The organism is Streptomyces sp. NBC_00038 (assembly GCF_026343635.1).
Classification (GTDB): Bacteria; Actinomycetota; Actinomycetes; order Streptomycetales; family Streptomycetaceae; genus Streptomyces.
In genome coordinates, this window is the sequence record NZ_JAPELQ010000001.1 from 5,247,843 (window position 1) to 5,274,833 (window position 26,991).

At 68.9% G+C, this 26,991-nt stretch carries 25 protein-coding genes, 1 pseudogene and 1 riboswitch; of the genes and pseudogenes, 13 read left to right on the forward strand and 13 right to left on the reverse strand.

Features of this window, described 5'->3' with window-relative positions:
* The first annotated feature begins 83 nt into the window (after positions 1–83).
* Positions 84–433 (forward strand): annotated as a pseudogene (locus tag OG219_RS23660) (cyclophilin-like family protein).
* Between the two features lie 21 nt (positions 434–454).
* On the opposite strand, the gene hisC reads toward OG219_RS23660, so the two are convergent.
* Positions 455–1,534, reverse strand: coding sequence for a histidinol-phosphate transaminase (gene hisC / locus OG219_RS23665; RefSeq protein ID WP_266829559.1), 1,080 nt, complete (start codon positions 1,532–1,534; stop codon positions 455–457).
* Between the two features lie 421 nt (positions 1,535–1,955).
* On the opposite strand from hisC, the gene OG219_RS23670 reads away from it, so the two are divergent.
* From OG219_RS23670 to OG219_RS23680, 3 genes are all read left to right on the forward strand, one after another.
* Positions 1,956–3,068 carry a LacI family DNA-binding transcriptional regulator gene (locus OG219_RS23670; protein WP_266829561.1) on the forward strand — a complete coding sequence of 371 codons (1,113 nt, stop codon included), beginning with the start codon at positions 1,956–1,958 and terminating at the stop codon, positions 3,066–3,068.
* A 187-nt stretch (positions 3,069–3,255) separates the two neighbouring features.
* Positions 3,256–4,332, forward strand: a complete 1,077-nt coding sequence (locus tag OG219_RS23675) for a metallophosphoesterase (RefSeq protein ID WP_266836205.1) — start codon at positions 3,256–3,258, stop codon at positions 4,330–4,332.
* A gap of 182 nt (positions 4,333–4,514) precedes the next feature.
* Entirely contained in the window at positions 4,515–5,381 is an 867-nt protein-coding gene (locus OG219_RS23680) for a hypothetical protein (RefSeq protein ID WP_266829563.1), read from the forward strand.
* A gap of 135 nt (positions 5,382–5,516) precedes the next feature.
* On the opposite strand, the gene OG219_RS23685 is transcribed toward OG219_RS23680, so the two are convergent.
* Positions 5,517–6,965 carry a VWA domain-containing protein gene (locus OG219_RS23685; protein ID WP_266829565.1) on the reverse strand — a complete coding sequence of 483 codons (1,449 nt, stop codon included), beginning with the start codon at positions 6,963–6,965 and terminating at the stop codon, positions 5,517–5,519.
* 108 nt (positions 6,966–7,073) lie between these two features.
* A complete protein-coding gene (thiC, locus tag OG219_RS23690; protein ID WP_266829567.1) occupies positions 7,074–8,876 on the reverse strand; it encodes a phosphomethylpyrimidine synthase ThiC in 1,803 nt (600 codons plus the stop codon).
* Positions 8,869–9,025: riboswitch (TPP riboswitch) on the reverse strand. It overlaps the preceding gene by 8 nt.
* 71 nt (positions 9,026–9,096) lie before the next feature.
* Here thiC and OG219_RS23695 point away from each other — a divergent pair.
* Complete coding sequence (locus tag OG219_RS23695) at positions 9,097–10,590, forward strand: YibE/F family protein (RefSeq protein WP_266829569.1); 1,494 nt, start codon at positions 9,097–9,099, stop codon at positions 10,588–10,590.
* 135 nt (positions 10,591–10,725) lie between these two features.
* Here OG219_RS23695 and OG219_RS23700 read toward each other — a convergent pair whose 3' ends face one another.
* From OG219_RS23700 to OG219_RS23715, 4 genes are all read right to left on the reverse strand, one after another.
* On the reverse strand, positions 10,726–11,163 hold the full coding sequence (locus OG219_RS23700; RefSeq protein ID WP_266458537.1) for an SsgA family sporulation/cell division regulator: 438 nt from the start codon (positions 11,161–11,163) through the stop codon (positions 10,726–10,728).
* A gap of 99 nt (positions 11,164–11,262) precedes the next feature.
* Positions 11,263–12,063 (reverse strand): IclR family transcriptional regulator, encoded by an 801-nt coding sequence (locus tag OG219_RS23705; RefSeq protein WP_266836206.1) that lies wholly within the window; start codon positions 12,061–12,063, stop codon positions 11,263–11,265.
* 467 nt (positions 12,064–12,530) lie between these two features.
* Entirely contained in the window at positions 12,531–12,743 is a 213-nt protein-coding gene (locus OG219_RS23710) for a DUF5326 family protein (protein ID WP_266458534.1), read from the reverse strand.
* A 164-nt stretch (positions 12,744–12,907) separates the two neighbouring features.
* On the reverse strand, positions 12,908–13,225 hold the full coding sequence (locus OG219_RS23715; RefSeq protein WP_266458532.1) for a cupin domain-containing protein: 318 nt from the start codon (positions 13,223–13,225) through the stop codon (positions 12,908–12,910).
* A gap of 81 nt (positions 13,226–13,306) precedes the next feature.
* Here OG219_RS23715 and OG219_RS23720 point away from each other — a divergent pair, with 81 nt between their 5' ends.
* The 5 genes from OG219_RS23720 (at position 13,307) to OG219_RS23740 (ending at position 17,081) form a co-directional block, all read left to right on the forward strand.
* Positions 13,307–13,687 carry a phage holin family protein gene (locus OG219_RS23720; RefSeq protein ID WP_266829572.1) on the forward strand — a complete coding sequence of 127 codons (381 nt, stop codon included), beginning with the start codon at positions 13,307–13,309 and terminating at the stop codon, positions 13,685–13,687.
* Between the two features lie 9 nt (positions 13,688–13,696).
* Positions 13,697–14,188 carry a low molecular weight protein-tyrosine-phosphatase gene (locus OG219_RS23725; protein ID WP_266829574.1) on the forward strand — a complete coding sequence of 164 codons (492 nt, stop codon included), beginning with the start codon at positions 13,697–13,699 and terminating at the stop codon, positions 14,186–14,188.
* Positions 14,185–15,330, forward strand: a complete 1,146-nt coding sequence (locus OG219_RS23730; protein WP_266829576.1) for a cystathionine gamma-lyase — start codon at positions 14,185–14,187, stop codon at positions 15,328–15,330. Before OG219_RS23725 ends, OG219_RS23730 begins: the two co-directional genes overlap by 4 nt.
* A gap of 271 nt (positions 15,331–15,601) precedes the next feature.
* Positions 15,602–16,507: a LysR family transcriptional regulator gene (locus OG219_RS23735; RefSeq protein WP_266829578.1), complete on the forward strand. Its 906-nt coding sequence runs from the start codon at positions 15,602–15,604 to the stop codon at positions 16,505–16,507.
* Between the two features lie 91 nt (positions 16,508–16,598).
* The gene (locus tag OG219_RS23740; protein WP_266829580.1) at positions 16,599–17,081 is read left to right on the forward strand and encodes an NUDIX domain-containing protein; all 483 of its coding nucleotides are present in this window, start codon (positions 16,599–16,601) and stop codon (positions 17,079–17,081) included.
* Positions 17,082–17,103: 22 nt separating this feature from the next.
* Here OG219_RS23740 and OG219_RS23745 read toward each other — a convergent pair whose 3' ends face one another.
* Positions 17,104–18,783 (reverse strand): globin domain-containing protein, encoded by a 1,680-nt coding sequence (locus OG219_RS23745; RefSeq protein WP_266829582.1) that lies wholly within the window; start codon positions 18,781–18,783, stop codon positions 17,104–17,106.
* 415 nt (positions 18,784–19,198) lie between these two features.
* Entirely contained in the window at positions 19,199–19,834 is a 636-nt protein-coding gene (locus tag OG219_RS23750; protein WP_266829584.1) for an HAD family phosphatase, read from the reverse strand.
* 181 nt (positions 19,835–20,015) lie between these two features.
* Between OG219_RS23750 and OG219_RS23755 the strand changes: the two genes are divergently transcribed.
* Positions 20,016–20,882 (forward strand): GNAT family N-acetyltransferase, encoded by an 867-nt coding sequence (locus tag OG219_RS23755; RefSeq protein WP_266829586.1) that lies wholly within the window; start codon positions 20,016–20,018, stop codon positions 20,880–20,882.
* 82 nt (positions 20,883–20,964) lie between these two features.
* On the opposite strand, the gene OG219_RS23760 is transcribed toward OG219_RS23755, so the two are convergent.
* Positions 20,965–21,387: a heme-binding protein gene (locus tag OG219_RS23760; protein ID WP_266829588.1), complete on the reverse strand. Its 423-nt coding sequence runs from the start codon at positions 21,385–21,387 to the stop codon at positions 20,965–20,967.
* Positions 21,388–21,486: 99 nt separating this feature from the next.
* The gene (locus OG219_RS23765) at positions 21,487–22,695 is read right to left on the reverse strand and encodes an MFS transporter (protein WP_266829590.1); all 1,209 of its coding nucleotides are present in this window, start codon (positions 22,693–22,695) and stop codon (positions 21,487–21,489) included.
* Positions 22,696–22,838: 143 nt separating this feature from the next.
* Between OG219_RS23765 and OG219_RS23770 the strand changes: the two genes are divergently transcribed.
* Together OG219_RS23770 and OG219_RS23775 are read left to right on the forward strand one after the other, a co-directional pair.
* Complete coding sequence (locus OG219_RS23770) at positions 22,839–23,297, forward strand: MarR family winged helix-turn-helix transcriptional regulator (RefSeq protein ID WP_266829592.1); 459 nt, start codon at positions 22,839–22,841, stop codon at positions 23,295–23,297.
* Between the two features lie 41 nt (positions 23,298–23,338).
* Entirely contained in the window at positions 23,339–23,791 is a 453-nt protein-coding gene (locus OG219_RS23775) for a GNAT family N-acetyltransferase (protein WP_266829594.1), read from the forward strand.
* A 66-nt stretch (positions 23,792–23,857) separates the two neighbouring features.
* Here OG219_RS23775 and OG219_RS23780 read toward each other — a convergent pair whose 3' ends face one another.
* Entirely contained in the window at positions 23,858–25,243 is a 1,386-nt protein-coding gene (locus OG219_RS23780) for a serine hydrolase (RefSeq protein WP_266829597.1), read from the reverse strand.
* Positions 25,244–25,351: 108 nt separating this feature from the next.
* Complete coding sequence (gene dnaB, locus OG219_RS23785; RefSeq protein WP_266829599.1) at positions 25,352–26,830, reverse strand: replicative DNA helicase; 1,479 nt, start codon at positions 26,828–26,830, stop codon at positions 25,352–25,354.
* Between the last annotated feature and the right edge of the window lie 161 nt (positions 26,831–26,991).

A 26,991-nucleotide genomic window follows, 5' to 3' on the forward strand; every position in this document is an offset into this window, starting at 1 on the left:
ACGCTTGTGAACGCGTTCACATTCACAAGCAAGTATGCCGCATGGCCGTTCGAGGGTTGACAGGTGGGGGTGCTTAAGCGCGGATCCGCTGGTCACGGACGCATTGTCGACATGGACAGACCAGTTCGAGCGCCCTCGCCAAGGCGCTGCCGCTGACCTCCACCGCCCGCACCTGGGGCGAGGAGGTCCATGTCGACACCGGCGCCCGCGAGGACGGCGCCCAACAGGTCGCCGAGCCCGGCACGGTGGCCTCCGTACCGACGGCGACGCCCTCACGCTCCCCTACGGACCCACGCCGACGTCGCGGGGCACCGAATGCCGCCTCGCGAGCCCATGCAACGTCCTGGGCAGCGTCGACGGCGACCCCCGCACGCTCGCCACCGTGCGCGACGGGGACCCCGTACGCGTAGAACTCCTGGAGGACCAGGGCTAGGACCAGGAACCGCCTGATGCCCTAGAGCTCCTTGCGGAACGCCTCCGTCGCCTTGAGGAAGATGTCGTTCGCCTCGGTCTCGCCGATCGTCACCCGGACCCCTTCGCCGGCGAAGGGCCGCACGACGACCCCGGCCTGCTCACAGGCGGCGGCGAAGTCGAGCGTGCGCTCCCCCAGCCGCAGCCACACAAAGTTGGCCTGCGTCTCGGGCACCGTCCAGCCCTGTCCGCGCAGCGTCTCGAGCACCCGCACCCGCTCGGACACCAGCGAGCCGACCCGGCCGAGCAGTTCGTCCTCGGCGCGCAGCGAGGCGACCGCGGCGTCCTGCGCGAGCTGGCTCACGCCGAAGGGCACCGCCGTCTTGCGGAGCGCCGCCGCCACCGGCTCATGGGCGATCGCGAAACCGACCCGCAGGCCCGCGAGCCCGTATGCCTTGGAGAAGGTGCGCAGCACGCAGACGTTGGGCCGCTCCCGGTAGATCGCGACGCCGTCCGGAACCTCGGCGTCACGGATGAACTCGCGGTACGCCTCGTCCAGGACCACCAGCACATCACCCGGCACCCGGTCGAGGAACCGCTCCAGCTCGGCCCGGCGCACCACGGTCCCCGTCGGGTTGTTGGGGTTGCAGACGAAGATCAGCCGGGTCCGGTCGGTGATCGCGTCCGCCATCGCGTCCAGGTCGTGCACCTCGCCCGGCGTCAGCGGCACCTGTACCGAGGTCGCCCCGCTGATCTGCGCGATGATCGGATACGCCTCGAAGGACCGCCAGGCATACATGATCTCGTCGCCCGGGCCGCTGGTGGCCTGCACCAGCTGCTGCGCGACCCCGACGGAGCCGGTGCCGGTGGCCAGGTCCGAGAGCGGGACGCCGAAGCGGTCGGACAGCTCGTTCATCAGCCCCGTGCACGCCATGTCCGGGTAGCGGTTGAAGGATTCTGCCCCGGCGGTCACGCTCTCCAGCACACCGGGCAGCGGCGGATACGGGTTCTCGTTGGAGGACAGCTTGTACGCCACCGCACCACCGGGCGCGGCAGGCTTGCCGGGCTTGTAGGTGGGGATACCCTCCAGCTCGGCACGCAGCTTGGGGCTCGTCTCGCTCACCGCAGTCCTCCTCGCGACCACCGCCGGCTCATGACCACCACCGGCTACCAATGCTTCTCACCTTATGAGGATTCGGCGCCACTGCGAATGGCCTGTGGACAACCACCTCGCCACCGCGGACGGCCCCGGTGATCATCCCGTACGAAGGTGTACGAAATGGGGGGCGCGCTGCTCTCACCGCTGCGCGCCGGTGGCTCACGCCGTAGCGCGCATCGCTCGTGAAGGTGAGTTGAGACCTCTTCGAAACATGGGCCTCTTGGCAGGCTCATGCGCGCCGACAAGTCACGTCCTGCCATTGGATCGCTCAACTACCTTTATTTCCAAGGCAGTTGACCCATGTCGACCATGCAGAAACGTGCCTGTCAACGAGTGCATATGCGTCCGCACTACCCCACCGCATGAGCCCTACTATCGGCTCGCCATGACAGCAGCAGGGAAGCACCAGGTGAGCCGGGCGGAGACAACCCGCCGCGGCGGTCGGCCGGGACGGGCGGGCATCAGAGATGTGGCCGCAGCCGCCGGAGTGTCCATCACGACCGTCTCCGACGCCCTCAACGGCAAGGGCCGGCTCCCGGACGCCACCCGACGCCATGTCCGCGAGGTCGCCGACCGGCTGGGCTACCGCCCGTCGGCCGCGGCCCGAACCCTCCGTACCGGCAAGTCGGGCCTCATCGGCCTGACCGTGACGACGTACGGGGATGAACCTTTCACCTTCACCGAGTTCGCGTACTTCGCGGAGATGGCCAGAGCCGCCACATCGGCCGCGCTGGCCCGGGGCTACGCCCTGGTCATCCTCCCCGCGACCTCGCGCCACGACGTGTGGTCCAACGTCGCCCTGGACGGAACCGTGGTCATCGACCCGTCCGACCACGACCCGGTCGTCAGCGAGCTGGTCCGCCAGGGCTTACCGGTCGTCTCCGACGGCCGCCCGGCCGGCTCACTGCCGGTCACCGCCTGGGTGGACAACGACCACGAGGCCGCCGTCCTGGGCATCCTCGACCACCTGGCCGACGCCGGAGCCCGCCGGATCGGCCTCCTCACCGGCACCACCACCGACACGTACACCCACCTCTCCACCACCGCATACCTGCGCTGGTGCGAGCGCGTGGGCCAGGATCCGGTGTACGAGGCCTACCCGGCGCATGATCCGTGCGCGGGAGCCGTCGCCGCCGACCGGCTGCTCGCCCGCCCCGACCGGCCCGACGCCGTCTACGGGCTCTTCGACCCGAACGGCACCGACCTGCTGGCCGCGGCCAGACGCTACGGCCTGCGCGTACCGGACGACCTGCTCCTCGTCTGCTGCAGCGAGTCCACCGTCTACGCGAACACCGAGCCGCCGGTCACCACACTCTCGCTCAAACCGCGCCGAATCGGCACAGCGGTGGTCCAGCTCCTCATCGACGCGATCGAGGGGGTCGAATCGGACCAACCGGTCGAGCAGGTGATACCGACCGAGCTGATCGTGCGGACCTCCTCCGAACGCCGTCCGCCGCGTACGACGGTGAGTCCGCCCCGATCACCCGAGAAAGGTTGACGCCCGGTAAAGAAAGGGCGGGGAAAGCCCCGCCCAATTCGGGCAAAAACCCCGGTGAACTGGGCTCCTGCCCCGATTCACCACCCCTGGGTCATCACATGGCGCGATCCGCATTCCTATGATGGGCCCACGACACCGCGGGCCGCTGCGACCAGGCAGTCCGATCCGGTGCAGATGCGGCGCGATGGTGGTGGAGGGGTCGATGACTCAGGGGGCCGGTCAGGGACCCGAGCTGGCGCGGGCGGCGACGTTGCGCGACTTCCGGGTGCCCGCGTACGTCCACGAGGCCGGTCCGTACGCACAGAACACGCCACCCGACGAGGGTGCGGGACCCGCCGAGGAGCCCGAGGGCTACACGCCGACGCGACGTGATCTGCCGGTCATCAACCGGGGTGACACGGTTCAGGTCACCGTCGACCCCGCCGCTCCGGAGGCCGACGACGGACCCGGGCCGCTGTACGTCGTGGGTGATGTGCACGGCTATCTCGACCAGCTCGTCGCCGCGCTCCAGGAGCAGGGCCTCATCGACGCCGCGGGCGACTGGTCCGCCGGGACCGCGCGCCTGTGGTTCCTCGGCGACTTCACCGACCGCGGCCCCGACGGCATCGGCGTGATCGACCTGGTGATGCGGCTGTCCGCCGAGGCGGCCGCGGCCGGCGGCTACTGCAAGGCGCTCATGGGCAACCACGAGCTGCTGCTGCTCGGCGCCAAGCGCTTCGCCGACACCCCCGTCAACTCCGGCGCGGGCACCGCCACCTTCCAGGCCGCCTGGCTGCTCAACGGCGGCCAGAAGACCGACATGGACCGTCTCCAGGACCACCATCTGCAGTGGATGGCCCGCCTCGACGCCATGGAGCAGGTCGACGGACACCTCCTGGTGCACTCCGACACCACCGCCTATCTCGACTACGGCGATTCCATCGAAGCGGTCAACGACACCATCCGCGAAACCCTCACCCGCAATGACGCGGACGAGTGCTGGGACCTGTTCCGCAAGTTCACCAAGCGCTTCGCCTTCCGCGACGACGGCGGCGCCGAGGCCGTACGCTCCCTGCTGGACGCATACGGCGGCACGCGCATCGTCCATGGCCACAGCCCCATCCCGTACCTGCTCGGCGAAGTGGGCTCGGAGGACGGCGAAGACAGTACGGGCCCCGTCGTCGACGGGCCGCATCTCTACGCCGACGGACTGGCCATCGCGATGGACGGCGGCGTGACCATGGCCGGAAAACTGCTGGTCCAGCAACTGCCATTGGATAACTGAGGGTTCAACGGGCAGGCGTCCCCCCACGGAGGACTGCGCTGGCCAGGGGGCAATTTCTGGAAACCCCCTGTCACGGCGTGCCGTCACCGCTCTACCATCGGACTATCCGTAGCAGGCTCCCCTCCGTTTCTGCCCAACGGCTCGTCAGCGTGCGAGCCATCAGCCCTACGGAGCATCGGGGGATGCAGATGAACAGCGTTCCGCAGCACCTGCTGAGCGAGGACCGCCAGGAATACGAGCGGATCCTCGATGAGGCGCTGCGCTCCGCACCACACCGCCCGGAACTCGCCGCTGTCGGCCAGCGGCTCAACCCGGAACAACTGCGCACCATGGCACTCAACGCCACCGCGCTCATCACGGCGGCCGCGACAGCCGAGTACCAGCACTACGTGAAGGTCCGTGAGGAACTGCGCCATCCGGCGCCGACCACCCCGCCCGTTCGCAAGGAAGCCGGCTCCGCGGAGCCGGGCTCGAGCGCGATGGGGCTCGCCGCCACCGTGGGGGAGGTCACCGAGACAGCCGGAGCCGGCGCCATCGCCGTCGTCGCGGTGCTCGCCCCCGTCCTCGCCGGCACAGCCGCGGCGATCTTCCTGCTCGTGGGGTACATCCTGAAGATGCTCGACCCCGAGCCGGCGTTCGCCAAGACCCTCCTCACCACCGGGTGGGTCTTCGGCGCGGTCACGGCGGCCGCGATTCTGGTCGCCGCGGTCGGACTGCTTCTCACGGCCCTGCGCAACGGTTCGTCCTCGCTCCAGGCCGGAGCGCGCGGCGAACTCGACGAACAGGTCGCCCGGGCCAGGGAAGCCTGGCGCGATGCCCTGCTGGCGCGCGGCATCCTGCCGTTCCTCAGGGAGGCACTCGCGGATCCGGGCGCGGCGGCAATGGGTCGTACATCCCCTGCGCCGATCAGCCGCATGCCGCAACTCGGCTACAACCGGCCGGGGTTCAGCAGCCCCGACGGCGGCCCGGCGGCAGGGCCACGGCCCAGCTACAGCAGCCCGGACTTCTCGAGCCCGGACTTCGGAGGGCCTGAACACCAGCCGGAGTGACCCCCGGTACGCCGACATCCGGGACGGTCACGTGACGGGGAGCCGTGCTCGCGCCACATCGGTGCGGGCCCGGCTCCGGGCTGGCGGCTAGCGGACCCGGCTGGCGGGCTGCGTACGCTCCCACGCGACGGCGGGTCAGATGATGATCCCCAGCTGCCGTGCCGCGGTCACCCAGGCCGGGAACTGGGACAGCAGCCGGTCGTACAACTCCGGGTCAGGGAGGCCTGCGATGTCGTCGACGGCGAAGAAGCCCACGTTGTCGACGCGCCTGCCCGGAAGCTGGTCGAACCGCTCCAGCACGCCGTAGTTGGACCGGCCCAATCCCACGAACTGCCAGAAGACCGGCTCCTCCACCGACTCCCGCAGCTCCTTCTCGATCTCCTTGTTGCGGTAGACACCGCCGTCGGAGAAGAACAGCACCAGCGTGGGATCTGCGGCCGGGTGCTCACGGACGTACGAACGGACCTCGGCGATCACCTTCTGCTCCTCGTTCTGGATGCCGACCGCCCGCATGTCCACCTGCCCCGGTTTCAGACCCTTGCGCGCCTTCTTCCGCCGGAACAGGGTCAGTTCCCCGACCCGGACATGAAGCTCCAGCCACTCCGGCAGTTCCCCCGGGCTCAGATCCGGCAGCCGGGCGGCGTTGGACGCGAACGTCCATGCCTGCATCACTCCGTCGTCGTCCAACTCCGCGGCGACCGCGACCATCCGCTCCACCACGTCGGCCACAACGCCCTTGTAGTACAGCCCGGACATGGATCCGGAGGCGTCAAGGACCAGAACCACGCGCGCCCTGACCCCCACCGCACCGTGCTTCTTCAGACTGACGGCCACCTGCTCCTTGCGCAGGGAGAGCCGCTTGCGCATGTCCAGGGGCAGCTGCTCCTCGCTCTTGGTGAGACGAGGGCTCTGCGGCGCGGGCACGGGCCCGGGGGCTGCTGCGGGCGTTGCCGAAGGCACGGGCCGGGGAGCCGCCGTCGGCGTGGCCATTGAGGCGGAAGCCGGAGTGGCCGCCGAAGCGACGGTCGGCGAGGCTACGGCGGCGTCCGGCTCCTCGTCCACACTGATCCCGAAGTCGGTGGCCAGGCCCGCGAGCCCGGACGCATACCCCTGTCCGACCGCGCGGAACTTCCACCGACCGCCCCGCAGATACAGCTCACCACCGATGAACGCCGTCTCCGTCGTGGCCTCCATCTCGAAGTACGCGAGCTCGTCCCGCGTCCCGGCGTCGAGCAGCCTCAGCGTCAGCCCGGACAACTCACCGAAGGTGCCCCCGTCGGCCGAGGCGCACAGGACGACCCGCTCGATGTCCGGCTCCAAGGCACGCAGGTCCACCTCGACCGTGTCCGTCGTGGCACCGGCGTCCTGCCGCTTCCCGAGATGACGTACGGCCCGGGAGGCGTGCTGCGGCTGGTTGTAGAAGACGAAGTCCCCGTCGTCCCGCACCCGTCCACCCGCACCGAGCAGCAGCGCGGAGGCATCGGCGTCCGGCGCACCGGACCCTCCGGACCAGCCGAGCACCACGTGTACGGCCCCGGCATCGACGGGAAGATTGGCACCCTTGCTCATGGATGTGGATGTCATACGCCCAGTCTGCCGAGAGAACCCGCCCCCGGAGCCGTCCGATACACATACGCGCACAACTCCGCGCATCGGACGACCCCGGTCACCACGCCCCTCGTACCCGCGACCTCAGTCCGCCAACGGCAGATAGACCCGATTACCGGCGGCGGCGAACTCCTTGGACTTCTGAGCCATACCCTCCTCGATCTCCGTCTGCGTGCCTCCGTGCTCGCGTCGGATGTCATGCGAGATCTTCATGGAGCAGAACTTCGGCCCGCACATGGAGCAGAAGTGGGCCGTCTTGGCCGGTTCGGCCGGCAGTGTCTCGTCGTGGAACTCCCGTGCCGTGTCCGGGTCGAGGGCCAGGTTGAACTGGTCCTCCCACCGGAACTCGAAGCGGGCGTCGGACAGCGCGTCGTCCCAGACCTGCGCGCCTGGGTGTCCCTTGGCGAGGTCGGCTGCGTGGGCGGCGATCTTGTAGGTGATGACGCCGGTCTTGACGTCGTCACGGTTGGGCAGGCCCAAGTGCTCCTTGGGCGTGACGTAGCAGAGCATGGCCGTGCCCCACCAGGCGATCATCGCGGCACCGATACCGGAGGTGATGTGGTCGTACGCAGGCGCGACGTCCGTCGTCAGCGGGCCGAGCGTATAGAACGGAGCTTCATCACAGATCTCCTGCTGAAGGTCGATGTTCTCCTTGATCTTGTGCATCGGGACATGTCCCGGGCCTTCGATCATGGTCTGAACATTGAAACGCTTCGCGATCGTGTTGAGTTCCCCGAGTGTCCTCAACTCCGCGAACTGTGCGGCGTCGTTGGCGTCCGCGATCGACCCGGGCCGCAGCCCGTCGCCGAGCGAGTACGTGACGTCGTACGCCGCGAGGATCTCGCAGAGCTCCTCGAAGTTCTCGTAGAGGAAGCTCTCCTGGTGGTGCGCCAGGCACCATGCCGCCATGATCGAGCCGCCGCGCGACACGATGCCGGTCTTGCGGTTCGCGGTGAGCGGCACGAACGGCAGGCGCACGCCCGCGTGGACCGTCATGTAGTCCACGCCCTGCTCGGCCTGCTCGATGACCGTGTCCTTGTAGATGTCCCAGGTCAGCTCCTCGGCGCGGCCGTCCACCTTCTCCAACGCCTGGTAGAGCGGAACCGTGCCGATGGGGACGGGGGAGTTGCGCAGCACCCACTCGCGGGTGGTGTGGATGTTGCGACCGGTGGACAGGTCCATGACCGTGTCGGCGCCCCACTTCGTGGCCCAGGTCATCTTGTCCACCTCCTCCTCGATCGAGGAGGTGACCGCGGAGTTGCCGATGTTGGCGTTGACCTTCACCAGGAACCGCTTGCCGATGATCATCGGCTCGATCTCCGGGTGGTTGACGTTCACGGGCAGCACCGCGCGACCGGCGGCGATCTCCTCGCGCACGACCTCGGCATCGACGTTCTCGCGGACCGCCACGAACTCCATCTCGGGCGTGATCTCCCCGCGACGGGCGTACGCGAGCTGCGTCACGGCCAGTCCTGAGCGGCCCCGGCGCGGCTGGCGCGGCCGCCCCGGGAAGACCGCGTCGAGGTTGCGGAGGCCTCCGCGCGGTGAGGTGTGCTTGATCCCGTCGTCCTCGGGACGGAGCGGGCGGCCCGCGTACTCCTCTGTGTCACCGCGGGCGATGATCCAGTTCTCGCGCAGCGGCGCCAGACCCCGGCGTACATCGGTTTCGACGGTCGGATCGGTGTACGGGCCGGAGGTGTCGTACAGCGTGACGGACTGTCCGTTGGTGAGGTGCACCTGACGGACCGGCACGCGCAGGTCGGGGCGCGAACCCCCGACATACGCCTTGTGCCAGCCGATGGACTGCCCGGCCTCGCCGTTCTGGGACGGTACGGAAACCCCGTCCGTCTGGCTGGAGGCAGGCGTGCGTGCGTCCTTGTTGGTCATGAGACCTACTCCCTACGCCGGCATTACCCGGTAACAGGTTCGGCGGTCGACGCAGCGGCTTCCGTCTGCCGATGTTTCATGTGAAACATCGCTGAGACGAAGGTCAGCGCCCTCTCAGCCCGGTGCTCCGAGCTCCCGCGTGTGCAAAGGTGCCTCCACGCTAGCGTCACATCGGACGCGTTGAACAGTGGGCCCTGTCCGTTCTTGCGATGATCGGTCGGTGACCACGATGCAGCAGCCCCCGATTCCGCCGTCCGAGCCGCCCCACGGGCATGGTCCCGGCGACGGCCACGGACACGGTCCGGGCGGTGGCGGAGGCCCCGGCGGCGGTCAAAGGCCGGGCGGCGGGCAGGGGTCCGGTGGCGGGCAGGGACCGGGCGACGGCCACGGCCACTCGCACAGTCACAGCCATGGCCCCGCCGCTCCCGTCTCCAAGCATCTGCGCAAGGTCATCGCCGCGGTGCTGATCCCCTTCGCCGCCGCGGTCGTCGTGGGACTCGTCGTGCTCTGGCCGGGCGGCGCCCCGGCACACGAACGCACCGGCGTCGGTTTCGACCGGCAGACCCAGCAGGCCACGGTCACCAAGGTCGACAAGGTGGACTGCGACTCCGTGAACGCCTCGGGGGAGACCCCGACCGGCGACACGTCCACCGCCGAGGGCTCCTCCGCGCAGCAGCAGGCGACGGGCGACTGCAAGAAGGCGACGATCCGGGTCGACACCGGCAACGACAAGGGCCGTACGTTCACCGAGATCGTCCAGCCGGACCAGTCACGCCAGTTGCACGAGGGCCAGAAGGTCGTGGTCGCGTACGAACCCTCCGCGCCCAAGGACTTGCAGTACTCGGTCAGCGACGTGAACCGCAGGATCCCGATGACGGTGCTCGCCGGGATCTTCGCCCTGATCGTCGTGGTCGTGGGGCGGATGCGCGGCGTCATGGCGCTGATCGCGCTGGCCATCAGCTTCATGATCCTGACGCTCTTCATCCTGCCCGCGATCCTGCAGGGTTCGAACCCGCTGGTCGTGGCGGTCGTCGGATCCAGCGCCATCATGCTGATCGCGCTCTACATGTGCCATGGACTGTCGGCCCGGACCTCGGTGGCGGTGATCGGCACACTGCTCTCTCTGCTGCTGATCGGGCTGCTCGGCTCCGGGTTCATCGACTGGGCGTCACTCACCGGGAACACGGACGACAACACCGGCCTGATCCACGGTCTGTATCCGTCCATCGACATGAGCGGCCTGCTGCTCGCGGGCATCATCATCGGTTCGCTCGGTGTGCTCGACGACGTGACGGTGACGCAGACCTCCGCGGTCTGGGAATTGCACGAGGCGAACCCTTCGATGGGCTGGCGCGGGCTGTACCGCGCGGGCATCCGCATCGGCCGCGACCACATCGCCTCGGTCGTCAACACGCTCGTCCTGGCGTACGCGGGCGCGGCGCTGCCTCTGCTGTTGCTCTTCTCGATCGCGGAGAGCAGCGTGGGCACGGTCGCCAACAGCGAACTGGTCGCCGAGGAGATCGTGCGCACCCTGGTCGGCTCGATCGGCCTGGTCGCCGCGGTACCGGTCACCACGCTGCTGGCTGCCCTGGTGGTCTCCGCCGACCGCCCCGGGGCTCCGGCCGGCCGACCGGAGGCCCCCACCGCCCCTGCGGAGCCGGTGGGGGCCAGGACGCCGGTGCGGGGCGGGAAGGGCCGCCGCCGCAAGCACTGAAGTCGCCCGACGCTCAGGCCACTTGACCCCGTCACTGCCCCGTCCCCTGGCGCCGCCCCTTGGTGCCGAGCTCAGGTGCCCGAGACCGTGACCACTTGAGGAAGCGTTACTCCACATGGGGGCATCGAAGGCGCTTCAGCCCGCGCTCTGCTCCTCCGCAAGGATGCGGTCCAGCGCCTCGTCGAGATGCGTGTCGAAGTCCGCGAGGGAACGCTCCTGCCCGAGCGGCACGAGCTTGTCCGTGCGGTCGAGGAACGCCACGAGCGGCGCCGCCCCGGACCGGAACAACGCGTGATCGCCGCCCACTTGAAGCCGGATCAGCACCTCACCGAACGCGTCCGGGTCGGCGGGCGCGATGTGCACATCACCGTCGCCACACGGGCGGCCCACGCCGTCGACCAGCAACTCCCGCCCGAACGCCCAGGTCACGGGCGCGTCGCCGGGCAAATGAAAGGTCAGCCGCACGGCATACGGATCACAGGTCTCGTATCGCAGCTCCACCGGAATGCGGAAGGAGAGCTCCTCCGACACGAGGAAGCTCATCATGACCTCTGCCTGCACCGACTCACGCATCGCCTACCCCGTCGTTTGCCGTCGACTGGCCAGGAATCGTCCCCCTGACACTGCTGAAATCTTGCTCAACGTACACGTCAGATCACAAGGAGTGAGTTTTCAGATACTGATAGAGATGGCGAGTGTCCCTAGCAGCCTGCCGATTTCGCCTTGCAACCGGCGCGCGGCGGGGAGCAGTCGGTCGGCCTGGTGCGACGGTACGGAGATGGCCATGGTCGATGCGGTGGTGCCGGCCGTGATGGGAATCGCTGCGCAGACCGTGCCCAGCGCGTACTCCTGCCGTTCGATCACGGGCTCCATCCGGCCGATGCGCTCCAGGCGCCGCAGCAGGCTGTCGCTGTCACGCACCGTGTACGGAGTGATCGACTGCACTGGATAGCGGTCGAGATGATCCCTCCGGGCCTTCTCGTCCAGCTGTGACAACAGGCACTGTCCGATCGCGTGGGCGTGCCCGGTCTCGCGGAAATCGGCCCACTCCTCGACCGCGGGATTGCCCGGGCTGTCGGCGACGCACATGATCTCGATCTCGCCGTCGCGGTACGTCGCGTAGTACACCGGTACACCGATCGAATCGCGCCAGTGTGCGAGCGCGTCGCTCATCGTGCTGCGACGTTTCTGCTGGGCTCCGCTGCTACTCAACCGCTCGGCGGCCTCACCGAGGAAGAACAGCCCCTTCTCGCGGCGCAGATAGCCCTCGTGGGCCAGAGTGCGCAGCAGGTGGTACGCCGTCGGCAGCGCGAGTCCTGCCTCCCGGGCCAGCTGTTTGGCGGGCGCTCCGTGCTCGCGGGCCGAGACGGCCTCCAGGAGGCGCATCGCCCGCTGCACGGAGCCGATGAGGGTCGTGGGGTGGGTTTCCAGGGGCGCGGCCTCTGCCGGGGGCGTTCGTGACCCCGCGAGCAGAGCGTGCGCGGCCCCGGGCGGGGTGCGCGTAGCCGTTGGCGGAGTGTCTGTCTCAGGGGTCGGGGTCCCTGCGCCGGGCGCCTCTGCCGGCGAAGTCTGTGCCAGGTGTGCCTCTGCGGGCGACGTACGTGGCTGGGTCGGCGGGACGCGTGACCCGGCGGGCGCGCCGGACCGCTGGACGGGTGGAGCGTGCGAGGTTGCGGGTGCGGTGTCAACCGTGGCCAAGGGGTACTCCCTGAGCGCGAGGGGAACCGCCCGTGCGGGGGGACACGGGAGGGAAGTGTGCGCTGCCCGCGGGGTCGACCCGCGTCGAGCTTCCGGACTTTAACCGCCCGCCACCGCTCGCAGACGGCCCCGCCGGAAAACTTCCCTCGCCCGAGGGAACCTCGGCTTCCCTTTACGGGTTCACCCGTTACCGATTGCTTACCCGTTACCGATCACTCGCCCGCTCACGCGTCACTCACGCCTCACCAGTCGCTGCGCGACGACGAGCTCGTAGTGAACTTCCGCACGACGTAGATCAGTCCGCCGACCAGTGCGACGAAGATCAGCGCCTTGAAGAGCAGACCGATGACGAACCCGACGACGGTCGCTATCAGGCCGCCGAACACCACGAGGGCGATGACCGGCACCGCGACCCACTTCACCCACCACGGCATCCCGTTGAAGATCTCTCGCATCGCCCTTGTCCTTGCCTCTCTCCGCCCGTCGCCCCAAGTCCGGGGCACTGATTCCGGGTTCTCTGATGTCTCGCACTCGATGCTAGGGCCGCGAGGGGCCGGACGGAGGCCTCGCATCCCTTGTTCCCCCCTGACCGTTCCCCTAGGGAACCCTGAGACGGAGGTCAGCTCTCGGGCGGAGAGAACACCACCAGAACCCGCAGGTCCTCGGTGATGTGATGGAACTTGTGGGCGACCCCCGCGGGTACGTAGACGACGCTGCCGCGCGCCACCTGCGTGGTCTCCAGGCCGACCGTGATCGAGGCACGTCCGCTCACGATGAAGTACACCTCGTCCTGCTGGTGCGGCCGCTGCGGGTCCTGGTCCCCCGCGTCGAGCGCGTAGAGGCCGACCGACATGTTCCGCTCGCGCAGAAACTGCAGGTAGGCGCCATCGTTGGCGGCGCGTTCCGCCTCCAGTTCATCCAACCGGAATGCCTTCATCGCCCTCGTCCGCTCTCGTACGACGTCTGCTCTGTCCACAGCCGCGCTCGTCAGTCGATCTCTTCTGCCACGATCAGACACATGAAGAATTTCGTAGTCAAGACGATCGCCAACGCGGGAGCTCTCGCCATCGCCGTCTGGGTGCTCGACAAGATCACCCTGACCGGTGACAACACCTGGAAGAAGATCGGCACACTGCTGCTTGTGGCACTGGTGTTCGGCCTGGTGAACTTCCTGGTCAAGCCGGTCGTGAAGGTGCTGACCTTCCCGCTCTTCATCCTCACGCTCGGCCTGATCACCCTGGTGGTCAATGCCCTGATGCTGCTGCTCACCTCATGGCTGGCCGACAAGCTCGACCTGAGTTTCCACGTCGACGGCTTCTGGACCGCCGTCCTGGGCGGCCTGATCATCTCGATCGTGTCCTGGGCGCTCAACGTCGTCCTGCCCGACGGCAAGGACTGAGTGCACCCGATGACCTTTTCCGTCTGCTTCGTCTGCACCGGCAACATCTGCCGCTCCCCGATGGCCGAGTCCGTCTTCCGCGCCCGCATATCGGAGGCCGGGCTCGACGGCCTGGTCGAGGTCGACAGCGCGGGCACGGGCGGCTGGCACGAAGGCGACGGCGCCGACCCGCGCACCGTCGCCGTGCTGGAGGCGAACGGCTACGACGGAGACCATAGCGCCCGGCAGTTCCAGGCCTCATGGTTCGCCCGCCTCGACCTCGTCATCGCCCTCGACTCCGGCCATCTCAGGGCCCTGCGTCAGCTCGCGCCCACTCCTCAGGACGCCGAGAAGGTCCACCTGCTGCGTTCCTACGACCCTGCCACCGGCTCCGACCTGGACGTTCCCGATCCGTATTACGGACGTATGGACGACTTCGAGGAGTGTCTTGAGATGGTGGAGGCGGCGAGCCGCGGGCTGCTCGCCACCGTGCAGGAGCAAGTGGAGGGACGAGCGGCATGACGTCAGGAGAGTTCGTTACGGAAAGCGGCGACGGTACACGCGCGGTGCGGGCCGGGCTGCCCGAACCCGTCAAGTACGAGCCGACGCTCCCGGGCCCGGTCTTCGCCGCGCACTTCCATCTGCCGGGAGAGCCCACGGGCCCGTACACCTACGGCCGCGACGACAACCCGACCTGGACACTCCTGGAACGCGCCATCGGCGAGTTGGAAGCCCCCGGTCAGGACGGCATCGAGACGCTCGCCTTCCCCTCGGGCATGGCCGCCATCTCGGCAACGCTCTTCTCGCAGCTGCGAGCCGGCGACATCGTGGTACTGCCCGACGACGGCTACCAGGTGCTGCCGCTGGTGCGCGAGCAGCTGACCGCGTACGGCATCGAGGTGCGCACCGCCCCGACCGCCGGCGACGCCCAGCTCGACGTACTCGACGGCGCGAAACTGCTGTTGCTCGAGACCCCGTCGAACCCGGGGCTCGACGTGTGCGACGTACGACGGCTCGTCGCGGCGGCACACGCGCAGGGCACCCTCGTCGCCGTCGACAACACGCTGGCCACTCCGCTCGGGCAGCGCCCGTTGGAGCTGGGCGCCGACTTCTCCGTGGCCAGCGGCACCAAGATGCTCACCGGGCACGGCGACATCCTCCTGGGATACGTCACCGGGCGCGACGCCGCTCTGATGGCCCCCGTGCGGCGCTGGCGGAAGGTGGTCGGCGCGATCCCCGGGCCCATGGAGGCCTGGCTCGCGCATCGCTCGCTCGCCACGCTCCAGCTGCGCGCCGACCGGCAGACCGCCAACGCCCTGACGATCGCCGAGGCGCTGCGGAACCGGTCCGAGGTGACCGGGCTGCGCTATCCGGGGCTGCCCGACGACCCCTCGCACAAGATCGCGGTGCAGCAGATGCGGCGCTTCGGGTGCGTGGTGTCCTTCACGCTGCCCACGCGCGCGCGTGCCGATCGTTTTCTCGACGCGCTGCGGCTGGTGGACGACGCGACGAGCTTCGGCGGAGTGCGTTCCACGGCCGAACGGCGCGGACGGTGGGGCGGTGACGCGGTGCCCGAGGGCTTCATCCGTTTCTCCGCCGGCGCGGAGGATCCCGAGGACTTGGTGGCGGACGTGCTGCGGGCACTCGACGAGTCCGAGGACTGAGCCTCACCCGTCCGCGGAGCGGATACTTCCCGAGCAGCCGGTAAGCAGTCGGCCCTGCCCGTCCGGCCTGCCGGTCTTGTACCTCGCTACGTGCAACGGACGGTCCGAGCCTCCCCCCTCGTGGCTCGGACCGTCCCGGTTCTGCGCGCGAAGAACCGCGCGAACAAGGCTAGTTGACTCTGTGTCAGTGTCCAATCACAGTAGCGACAGCGACCTATCGACTTATTTATAGTTAGGCCTCGGTCGGGAGTGGTGGGAGGGGAGGGGCACCATGGATCTGGCGCTGCTGCGCACGTTTGTGACCGTGCACCGGGCCGGTTCCTTCACCCGCGCCGCCGCGCTGCTCGGGCTCTCGCAGCCGGCCGTCACCTCACAGATCCGCGCGCTGGAGCGGCAGTTGGGGAGGCCGCTCTTTCTGCGTCAGGCCCGCGGGGTGACCCCCACGACCATCGGCGACGAGCTCGCCCACAAGGCCGCACCACATCTCGATGCCCTGGTGGAGATCGCCGAGACCGGGCTCGACGAGGACTCCTCCTTACGCACCCTGCACCTCGCCGGGCCGCCGGAGTTCACCTGCGAACGGGCCCTGCCCGCGCTGACGGAACTGACGGGCGACGACGGCCAGGGATTCGCGCTGCGCGCCTCCTTCGGCAACACCGAGGAGACGCTGGAGGGGCTCGCCGCCGGACACCATGATCTGGCCATCACCACAGCCCAACCGCGCGGCGCGCTGCTCACCGCGACTCCGCTCTGCGACGAGGAACACGTCCTGGTCGCCGCCCCACGCTGGGCCGACCGCATCGGACCGGGCAAGCTGCGCCGCAAGGGCGCCCACGCGCTGGAGAACTTCCCCGTCGTCGAGGTACACGAGTCCCTGCCGCTCGTCGCCCGCTACTGGGCCTCCGTCTTCGACTGCCGCCCGGCAGCCTCCGGCACCGTCGTCGTGCCCGACCTCCGCGCGGTGCTGGCCTGCGCCGCCTCTGGAGCGGGCCTCACCGTGCTGCCCCGGTATCTGTGCGCCGCCGCCCTGGAACGTGGCGATGTCGTGGCACTCCTCGATCCGGCGGTGCCCCCGCTACGTACGTACTTTCTGGTGGTCCGCACCGGCACTCTGGCCATGCCGCACATCGCACGGGCGCACGAGTGGCTCCTTCGCGCTGCGGCCGACTGGTCGTGAGGCCCTTCCTCGGGCCCTTTCTGAGCCCTCTCCTGACGTCTTCGCGGCTTCACGATGTTTCACGTGGAACCAACCGGGCCACATTCCTCCCATGACCGTCCGACCCGTGGTCAAGCGCACCGCCCGGGCCATCCTGCTCGATGGCGACGACCTGATTCTCATCAAGCGCACCAAGCCCGGCGTCGACCCCTACTGGCTCACACCGGGTGGCGGGGTCGAACCGGAGGACACGACTGTCGTCGACGCGCTCCACCGTGAAGTGCACGAGGAACTCGGCGCCAAGGTCATCGATGTGGTGCCCTGCTTCGTCGACACCGTCGAGCACATCGGCGACGACGGCGGCGCGACCGGCGTGAAAGTGCAGCACTTCTTCGTCTGCCACCTGGAGTCCATGGATCCCGCGCTGCGGCACGGCCCCGAAATGGACGAACCCTGCGGCGAGTACGAGATCGTGCGGGTTCCCTTCACCCGCGTCGGCATCGCCTCCGTCCACCTCGTACCGCTGTCCCTGCGGCACTACCTCGACGGGAACATCGAGGGCGTACGGGCGATGCACGCGCCGGATCTGGGCTGACGCTCGGCCGATGCGGGCCCGGTCAGTCCCCGGCCGCGACGAGTTCCTCCACCGAGTCGTGGCGTATGCGGTCCGACGGGATACCGACATCCCTGAGGGCGTCCACCCCGCTGCGGATCATCCCTGGCGGACCCGAGAGATAGGCGTCGTACTCGTTCCAGGGCCCGTACTCACGTATGGCATCGGGCAGTTGCAGATGGGCCTGCCTGTCGACGACCGGGCGTACCGCGAGCCACGGGTGACTCTGCTGAAGCCGCAGCATCGTGTCGATGTCGTACAGATCATGATCGGTACGGGCGCCGTAGAAGACCTCGACCGGGCGCCGCTCCCCGTGTTCGGCGACATCCTCGACCAGCGCCTTGATGGGCGCTATGCCGGTGCCGCCGCCCACACAGAGCAGTCCGCTGTCGGTGGTGTGGTCGACGGTCATCGAACCGGCCGGCGGGCCGAGGCGGACGGTGTCGCCGGGCCGGGCGCGATGCACCAGAGCGTTGGACACCCAACCCGCCGGAACCGCCTTCACATGGAACGACAGCAGCCCGTCGGAGCGGGGCGCCGAGGCGAACGAGTAGTGGCGCCAGATCCGGGGCCACCACGGCGTCTCCAGGCTCGTGTATTGCCCGGCGAGGAAGGGGTACGGCTGATCGGGCCGGACGGTGATGACCGCGACGTCCGGAGTCCTGAGGTCGTGCGAGACCACTTCGGCGTACCACCAGGCCGGGGCTCGCAGTTCGTCCGTCGCCGCCGCGTCGATCATGACCTGGGAGATCGTCGTGTACGCGCGGACCCAGGCCGCCTCGGTCTCGGGGTCCCAGATCGCCGAGGCGAACCGGCTGAGCGAACCGATCAGGCACTCCCCGACGGCCGGGTAGTGCTCGGGCCGGGTGCCGTACTTACGGTGTCCACGGCCGAGGTTCTGCAGGTACGCGACGAGGACCTCGGTGTTGTCGATGTGCTCGGCGGCCGTCAGCAGCGCCTTGAGCAGCCGGTCCCGCTGGGTGTCCATCGCTGCGGGGAACAGCGACCGCAGTTCGGGGTGACGCACGAACAGCAGCGCGTAGAAGTACGACGTGACCTTGTCGGCGACGGAACCGACCTCGGCCATGGTCCGGCGGATCAGTACGGCGTCGGGTGAAGCCTCGGGAGTGGGCACGGAGCTCTGGGCGGGCACACGCGGCTCCGGCGCGGGGGCGGGCTGCACCGGGACGGGTTGGGGCCGTGGAGAGCCGTGGTCGGCCTGCGCAGCCCCGTGGTCGGCCCGGGGAGAGCCGTGCCTGGGCTGCAGAGGGCCGGGTTCGGGCTGCGTGGAGGCTGCCTGCGGTCGTACGGCTTCGGGCCGTGCCGGGGCCGCCTGGGGTCGTACGGCTTCGGGTTCGGGCACCTGCTCACGGTGCGCCGCTGCGGCGGGTGGAGCCTCAGGGCGTGAGGTGTGAGCAGTCTCCGAGTGCTCGACGGCCCGTATTCGCTCCCGCGGGGCTGAGCTCTCGCCGGCCCCGGGACCACGCCCGGCGCGACTCCCGTCCGTCGACTTGCTCTCGGCCGGCCGCCCCACCGGCCGCAGCCCGGCCAGACGGCTCCCCTCCGCCTCCTGCTCCCCGCCGGCGGGCGTCGGTGCCGGATCCTTGCGCGGCGTGAACCAGCCGCCCCCGCCGTTGCCGCCGGAAGTGCCGTTGTCGGCCGACGTGGTGGTCGGAGCGTCCATGGGTGTGCCTCGCCTCGAACATCTTTCGGTCGGTCTGCGCACCTCCGCGGTCGGAAGATGCCTGCTTTCCCCCGCAGACGGCTAGCTTTCTTTCCCGGTTCAGTCCCCGTCGGTCAATGCGGCCACATTGAACCCGGATTCCCGCTCCGTACGGACAAGTAGGCGAGAATGTGACATTGACCGCAGTGCTCTCACCGCAGCGTCCCATCCCGGCCCAACGCCCGGCCGCATAACGGAAAATGCGGGTCTTCGATCTCTCCGTCCCGTTAGGCTGCATTGGCCTGCGCTCGTGCCGCCGCGCGACATGCGTACATCACGGCGGACGCGAACCGGACTCGACCCTACCGGCAGCCGCCCCGGGCACAAGTCCCCGCTTCCTTCAGCGCGAATTGGCGGGGGCTGAGCATCAATTGCATCAATTACCGCCGCGACGGACCAATTCATAGGCATCCCACAGATCCAGACCCACATAGGAGTGGGTGGCCAGCCCCGTCAGATGGAGATCCGCGTTGACCGCCACGGATACCGGTACAGCGCCGAACAGATCCTTGTCCGACAGTGAGTCGCCATAGGCCACGCAGTCGGCCCGACTCACCCCGAATTCTTCACAGAGCCGGTCCGCGATCTGCACTTTGGCCGCAGCACTGAGAATCCCCGCCGGATCCACCGGCTCGGTAAAGGGCACGTCCGGGAAGCGCGAGCCGTACGCCGCATGCGCTCCCCAGGCCGTAAGCCGTTCCACGAAGAAGGACGGCGACAACGAGATGACGGCGCAGTAGTCGCCATCGCCCCGGATCTCCGCCCAGACATCCTCAATGCCGGACAGCCACGGCGCGCTCTCGAAGGCCGCGGTCACATGTACGTCCGTGAGCTCCGTCCACAGAGCGTGCACCCGCGCCGCGTACTCGGGAGGGCCTATGTGCCCCGCGGCGATCTCCTGGTCGAGCGCCACGGTCTCGGCCTCCAGTCCGAGCTGCCGTGAGATCTCCACCGGTGCTGAACTTCCATGCAGCAGTGTTCCGTCGAGGTCGAAAAGATGAAGTCGCGCCATGTCCGCCGAGGCTAGTCGCACCGCCCTCTCCCTACCGAGGCGTCCGGCTGCGAATCCCCCGCTGTTTCACGTGAAACATCTGTCCTTGCGCTGTGGGGTTGGGTACGACATGGCCAAAAGCGCGTACGGCTACCCGCAAACAAGTGGACGTCGCGGGTGCGGGTCGGACAGCCTGACCTGCGTGTCGACACCTTCTCTCGCCGCTCTGCCCATCCGTCGTCTGACGCCTCGCGATCTCACCGCCTGCGCCGACTTGTCCGAGGACCGGGGCTGGCCCCGTGAGGAACACAAGTGGCGCCTCCTCCTCACGGCCGGAACGGGATATGGCATCGACGATCCCGACGGCGGTCTTGTCACCGCCTGCGTCGTAACCGACTACGGACCGCGGGAGCGCCCCGATCTGAGCGCGATCGGCATGGTGCTCGTCGCCGAGCGGCACTCCCGTCGGGGAGTCGGCCGGCGGCTGATGCGGCATGTCGTCGAGGAAGCGGCCACGACCCCACTGACGCTGCACGCGACCCCGTACGGCCGTCCGCTCTACGAGGGGATGGGTTTCAAGGTCATCGGCCGGGCCGAGATGGTCCGCGGACACTTCACGGTCGGCGCGCCTAAGCCCAAGGTCTTCACACGCCCGGCCACGGCCGAGGACCTGAGCGCGATCCTCCGGCTCGACGAGGAGGTCTTCGGATGCGACCGCACTCATGTGATCACTCGGCTGCCCGCCTTCTCCGACCAACTGCGCGTCGCCGAGGACGGCGGCCGGATCATCGGATACGCGGCCGCCTGGCCCAACATGGACAACCACGTCGTGGGGCCGCTGATCGCCCGTGACACGGAGACGGTGAAGGCGCTCATCGCCTCTCTGGCCGCCCACACCGACCGCCCGCTGCGCACCGACATCGACGTACGGCACGAGGAACTGCTGTCCTGGGTGAAGGAGCATGGTCTCGCGCCCGCCGGATTCAACGCGGTGATGGCGTACGGGATCTCGGAGCTGCCCGGGGACTGGACACGACGGTTCGCTCCCCTGACGGTGGCTGCCGGTTAGCATCCGGCGGCCTGGAAGCCGATATGGGAAGCGCCGGTCCCCCGGAGATGTCGGGGACCGGCGCTTCTGAGTTGAGACGCGATCAGGCGAGTGCCTCGACTGCGGCTGCGGCGAAGCCGTGGTCCTGCGCCGGCGCACCGCCGCCGACCCCGATCGCGCCGATCAGGCGGCCGTCGCGGTGGACCGGCACGCCGCCCGCGATGAAGAGGAGCGGACGGTCCAGCGCGGTGGGCAGGGTGTGGAAGAGGCCGCCGGGCTGGACCGCCTCGACGAGGTCCGCGGTGGCGGAGTCCAGCTGGAGCGCCGTGTAGGCCTTGCGGGTGCTGGTCTCGCCGGAGATCAGCACGGCGCGGTCGTCGCGGCGGAAGGCCAGCAGGTGACCGCCCGCGTCGAGGACGGTGACGCTGACCCGGACTCCGGCGGCTTCGGCGGCACGGCGGGCCGCGGTGACGAGAATCTCGGCGTCCTCGATGGTCAGCGGGGCGACGGCAGTGGTGGTGCTCATGACGGTCTTTCTCCTTGTAGCGGGTGCTGAGTCGAACCAGGTGGTTCTGAGTCGAGAGGGCGCGGGGACGGCCCTGGCCCCGCGCCGGGCTCGACCCGGTCAGTGGTGGATGGCGGTCCGCTGTTCGGCGCGCGCGTCGCCGGCGATGACCGTGCTGCGGGCGCCGGCGCGGCGCTCCAGGGCGGCCGAGAGGACCGCGAGGACGAGCGCGCTCGCGGCGAGGACGGCGCCGACCCAGTTGGGGGCGGTGTAGCCCATGCCCGCGGCGATGACGAGGCCGCCGAGCCAGGCCGAAAGAGCGTTGCCGAGGTTGAAGGCGCCGATGTTGACGGCCGAGGCCAGTGTGGGGGCGCCGTGCGCCTGGTCGAGGACGCGCTTCTGCAACGGCGGCACGGTAGCGAACCCGAGGGCTCCGATCAGGGCGATCGTGACGGCCGCGAGGACCTTGTTGTGCGCGGTGACGGTGAACAGGGCGAGCACCACGGCGAGGCCGCCCAGGGACACGTACAGCATCGGCATCAGAGCGCGGTCTGCGAACTTGCCGCCGATCAGGTTCCCGCCGACCATGCCGAGGCCGAAGAGGACCAGCAGCCAGGTGACGGAACCGTCGGCGAAGCCCGCGACGTGCGTCATCATCGGCGCGATGTAGGTGATGGCCGCGAAGACGCCGCCGAACCCGAGCACCGTCATCGCCATGGCCAGCAGGACCTGGACGTTCTTGAAGGCGGCCAGCTCGTGGCGGAGGCGCACGCCCTCTGGCTTCGGCAGCTCGGGTACCAGCTTGGCGATGCCCAGGAGCCCGATCACGCCGAGTGCTGCGACGCCCGCGAAGGTGACGCGCCAGCCGGCGGACTGCCCGATCATCGTGCCCAGCGGAACGCCGACCACGTTGGCGACGGTCAGACCGCTGAACATCATGGCGATCGCGCCGGCCTTCTTCTCGGGGGCGACCAGCTCGGCGGCGACCACTGAGCCGATGCCGAAGAACGCACCGTGGGCGAGGGAGGCGACCACGCGGCCCACCAACATCAGCCCGAAGGCCGGGGCGACGGCGGAGAGCAGGTTGCCGAGCACGAACAGCCCCATCAGCAGCATCAGCATCCGCTTGCGGGACACCTTGGTGCCGAGCGCGGTCATGATCGGGGCGCCGATCACCACGCCGAGGGCGTAGCCGGTCACCAGCAGTCCAGCCGTGGGGATGGAGACACCGAAGTCACCGGCGACCTCGGGCAGCACACCCATGATCACGAACTCGGTGGTTCCGATTCCGAAGGCCCCGATCGCGAGGGCCAGAAGCGCGAGAGGCATGGTGGGGTACACCTTCCCAGACGATTGCAGGAGCGCTTTACGTGCGCCAACAATAGTTGCAGACGCGGGCTAAATGCAAGCGCGGGCTATTGCGTCTGTGCTCTATCCTGGGTTTCAGCCGCTCCGGGACGGAGGAAAACGCCATGACAGCCACGGACCCCGCGCTCACCGCCCTCGCACAGGGCTGGTGCGCTCTCTCCCTGCTGCACGGGAGGATCGAGGCCCACATCGAGCGCGCCCTGCAGGTCAAGCACGGCCTGAGCGCGCGGGAGTACTCCCTGCTCGACGTGCTCAGCCGACAGCACGACGGCGACGGCGGTCATCTGCAGATGAAGCAGGTCGCGGACGCGGTCGTCCTCAGCCAGAGCGCCACCACCCGGCTCGTCACCCGGCTCGAAGATCGCGGGCTGCTCGCGCGCTACCTGTGCCCGACCGATCGCCGCGGCATCTACACGAACGTCAGCGAGGCAGGCCTCACGCTCCTCGAAGAGGCGCGGCCCACCAATGACGCCGCCCTCCGCGAGGCACTCAACGAGGCGGCCAGGAACCCCGAGCTGGCTCCACTGGTCCGGGTCGTGGAATCGGCGAGCGTGCCCGCGTAGACGGTGCGCAGGCAGTGAGCCCGCGCTCGTAGAGTGCGGGCATGGGAGATCTTGAAATACGAGCCGCCGTCGCGGACGACGTCCCGGCCATCGTCGCGATGCTCGCGGACGACCCGCTGGGCGCCGAGCGGGAGTCACCGGACGACCTCACCCCGTATCTGGCCGCCCTTGAGCGCCTGAACGGCGACGCGAACCAGCACCTCGTCGTCGCGGTGCGCGGGGGCCGCGTCGTCGGCACCCTTCAGCTCACGGTGATTCCTGGACTGTCCCGCAAGGGAGCGACCCGCTCGGTCATCGAAGGCGTACGTGTCCATGCCGACGAACGTGGCAGCGGACTCGGCACCCGGCTCATCGAGTGGGCGATCGACGAATCCCGGCGCCAGGACTGCCAGTTGGTCCAGCTGACCTCCGACGTCACGCGTACCGACGCACACCGCTTCTACGAGCGGCTCGGCTTCACTGCCTCCCACGTGGGCTTCAAACTGCCGCTCTGAGGCTCCGGCATACGCGAGAGGGGGCCTGTTTCACGTGAAACAGGCCCCCTCTCATCACAACCGCTCCTACCGGAACCCTCTCCAGCCGTCGGGGTCCACCCCACCCGGCACAGGAGCCCCTTCGTCGTACGGCTGACGCGTGAAGGCGAACGACCCGAGGTCGAGGTGACTCAGGGACCCGTCAGGGCGCCGTAGGGCCTGTAGAAGCTCTCCGGCGTAGTAGCCGTCGAGTCCGGTCCAGGTACCGTCGCCGTTCGCCCGGAAGTGTGCGCCCCGGCCCGTGCCGGTCAACGGCTCCAGCGAAACACCCCCGTCGGCCACCAGTCGCAGCCCGAATGCATACGTCCCCCAGTACCACTGTCCCGCCAACTCCAGTACAGCCCGGTCCACTTCTGGCAGCGGACGCCAGGGCTCAGGAATCCGGGGCTCTGCCTCCGCCACGATCCGTACAAGATCAGTGGCGACGGTCAACACCGGTAGTCCCGAAGTGCAGTTGGCCAGCACGACCGCCGCCACGTCGTCCTCCACCCCGAACATCAAGCTCGCGAGGAAGCCCGGCAGGGAACCCGAGTGTCCGGCAAGGATCCGGCCGTCACGGTGCACGATCTGCATACCCAGGCCGTACGCGGAACCCGCTGCCAGATCCGCCGTCTCGGGCGGTGCGGCGGGCGTCCGCATCTCCCGCACGGACTCCGCACTCAACACCCGGTCGTCGCCCTGGACGAGGAAAACCGCGAAGCGCGCCAAATCCCCAGTGGTGGACCAGAGTTGTCCGGCCGGCGCCATACGGCCAAGGTCCTCGGCCGGCTCCGGCAGCATCACGTCCGCCCAGGGGTGGACGGCCCACCCGCCAGCGTGCGGCGTCACCGGTTGCCCGCTGGTACGGCTCAGTCCCAGCGGCTCTAGCACCTCCCGCCGCAGCACCTCTTCCCAGGGGGCGCCCCGCAGCTCCTCGACCAGCGCTCCCAGCAGCGTGTAGCCGGGATTCGAATAGTGGTGCCGTCGCCCGACGGGATGCCGGAAGGGCCGCTCGCCCAGCACATCGGCCAGCTCGGGGCGCAGCGAACCAGGCGTGCGCTCCCACCAGGGAGCGGGCGACTCGGCGGCCAAGCCCGCCGTGTGCGCGAGCAGTTCGGCAATGGTGGCCTCCCCCGCGCCGGTGCCCGGCAGATGCTTCTCCAGGGGGTCACCGAGATCCAGCACTCCCTCGTCACGCAGTCGCATCACCAGGACGGCAGTGAAGGTCTTGGTGATGGAGCCGATCCGGTACTGCACGTTCTCGTCCGGCCCATGCCCGTCCACCGAGGTCCGCGCTCCGGTCCAGACCGTCTCTCCGGCCCGGACCACCGAAGCGACCAGCGACGGCGCCCGTCCTTCGGCCTGAGCGACGGCGATACGGTGCAGCAGAGCCCGGCGCGTAGCGGGAAGCAGCTCTTCCTGAGGTGTCGTCATGCCCCCAGTCCACCCGGCCCGGCATCGCACGTCGAGCGCATTTCTCCGACGCTCCGAGGCTCGGCGGGGTATCGGAGCCGGGCTGGGTCAGGTCGTCGCGGGGTCGGATCAGGTCTGCGCCATGTCCACGAAGCGCGAGTAGTGGCCCTGGAAGGCCACCGTGATCGTGGCCGTTGGGCCGTTACGGTGCTTGCCCACGATGATGTCCGCCTCACCGGCGCGCGGTGACTCCTTCTCGTACGCGTCCTCACGGTGCAGCAGGATCACCATGTCCGCGTCCTGCTCGATCGATCCGGACTCGCGCAGGTCGGAGACCATGGGCTTCTTGTCGGTGCGCTGTTCGGGGCCACGGTTGAGCTGGGACAGCGCGATCACCGGCAACTCCAGCTCCTTGGCCAGCAGCTTCAGGTTTCGCGACATGTCGGAGACCTCCTGCTGTCGGCTCTCGGACCTCTTGCCGCCCGACTGCATCAGCTGCAGATAGTCGATGACCACGAGCTTCAGGTCGGCGCGCTGCTTGAGGCGTCGGCATTTGGCGCGGATCTCCATCATCGACAGGTTCGGGGAGTCGTCGATGTAGAGCGGGGCGGCGGAGACATCCGGCATACGGCGTGCGAGCCGGGTCCAGTCCTCGTCGGTCATCGTGCCGGACCTCATGTGGTGCAGGGCCACACGCGCCTCGGCCGACAGCAGACGCATCGCGATCTCGTTGCGGCCCATTTCGAGCGAGAAGATCACGCTGGGCATGTTGTGCTTGATCGAGCAGGTTCGTGCGAAGTCCAGGGCCAGCGTCGACTTACCCATGGCGGGGCGGGCGGCGATGATGATCATCTGGCCCGGGTGAAGACCGTTGGTGAGCGAGTCGAGGTCGGTGAAGCCGGTCGGCACACCGGTCATCTCCCCCGACCGGGACCCGATCGCCTCGATCTCGTCGAGCGCGCCCTCCATGATGTCGCCGAGCGGCAGGTAGTCCTCGGTGGTGCGCTGCTCGGTGACCGCGTAGATCTCGGCCTGGGCGCTGTTGACGATCTCATCGACATCGCCGTCTGCCGCGTATCCCATCTGCGTGATGCGCGTCCCCGCCTCGACCAGGCGGCGCAGGACCGCGCGCTCGTGCACGATCTCCGCGTAGTACTCGGCGTTCGCCGCGGTCGGGACCGTCTGCACCAGGGTGTGCAGATACGGTGCGCCGCCGACCTTGGTGATCTCACCCCGTTTGGTGAGCTCGGCCGCGACGGTGATGGGGTCGGCGGGCTCGCCCTTCGCATACAGGTCGAGGATCGCCTGGAAGATCGTCTCGTGTGCCGGGCGGTAGAAGTCATGGCCCTTGAGAACCTCCACGACATCCGCGATGGCGTCCTTGGAGAGGAGCATGCCGCCGAGAACCGACTGCTCGGCGTCCAGGTCCTGCGGCGGTACGCGCTCGAAGGCCGAACCTCCGCCTTCCCATGAGCCGCTGTCCCGGTCGCGGTCGTGCTGCTCGTCGCGGTTCCGGCCACCGTCTCGGCGCTGCCGGGAGGGGGGCAGACGATCACTGGGGCCGCTGTCGGCCGCCCACGGGTCGTCCAAGGGCTCGGAAATACTCACCGAGCCACCTCCTCCCGTCCGCTGAGCGGACCTAGCCGTGCCAATCATTTCTACGGCACGGCACTGACAACTAAGAGGCCCAACTCCGGTTCTGACGCGTCGGTTTTGTGAGGTTTCCGAGGACGGAGGAGAGAGTGGGCGCCGCCCCACGTTAGGCCCGC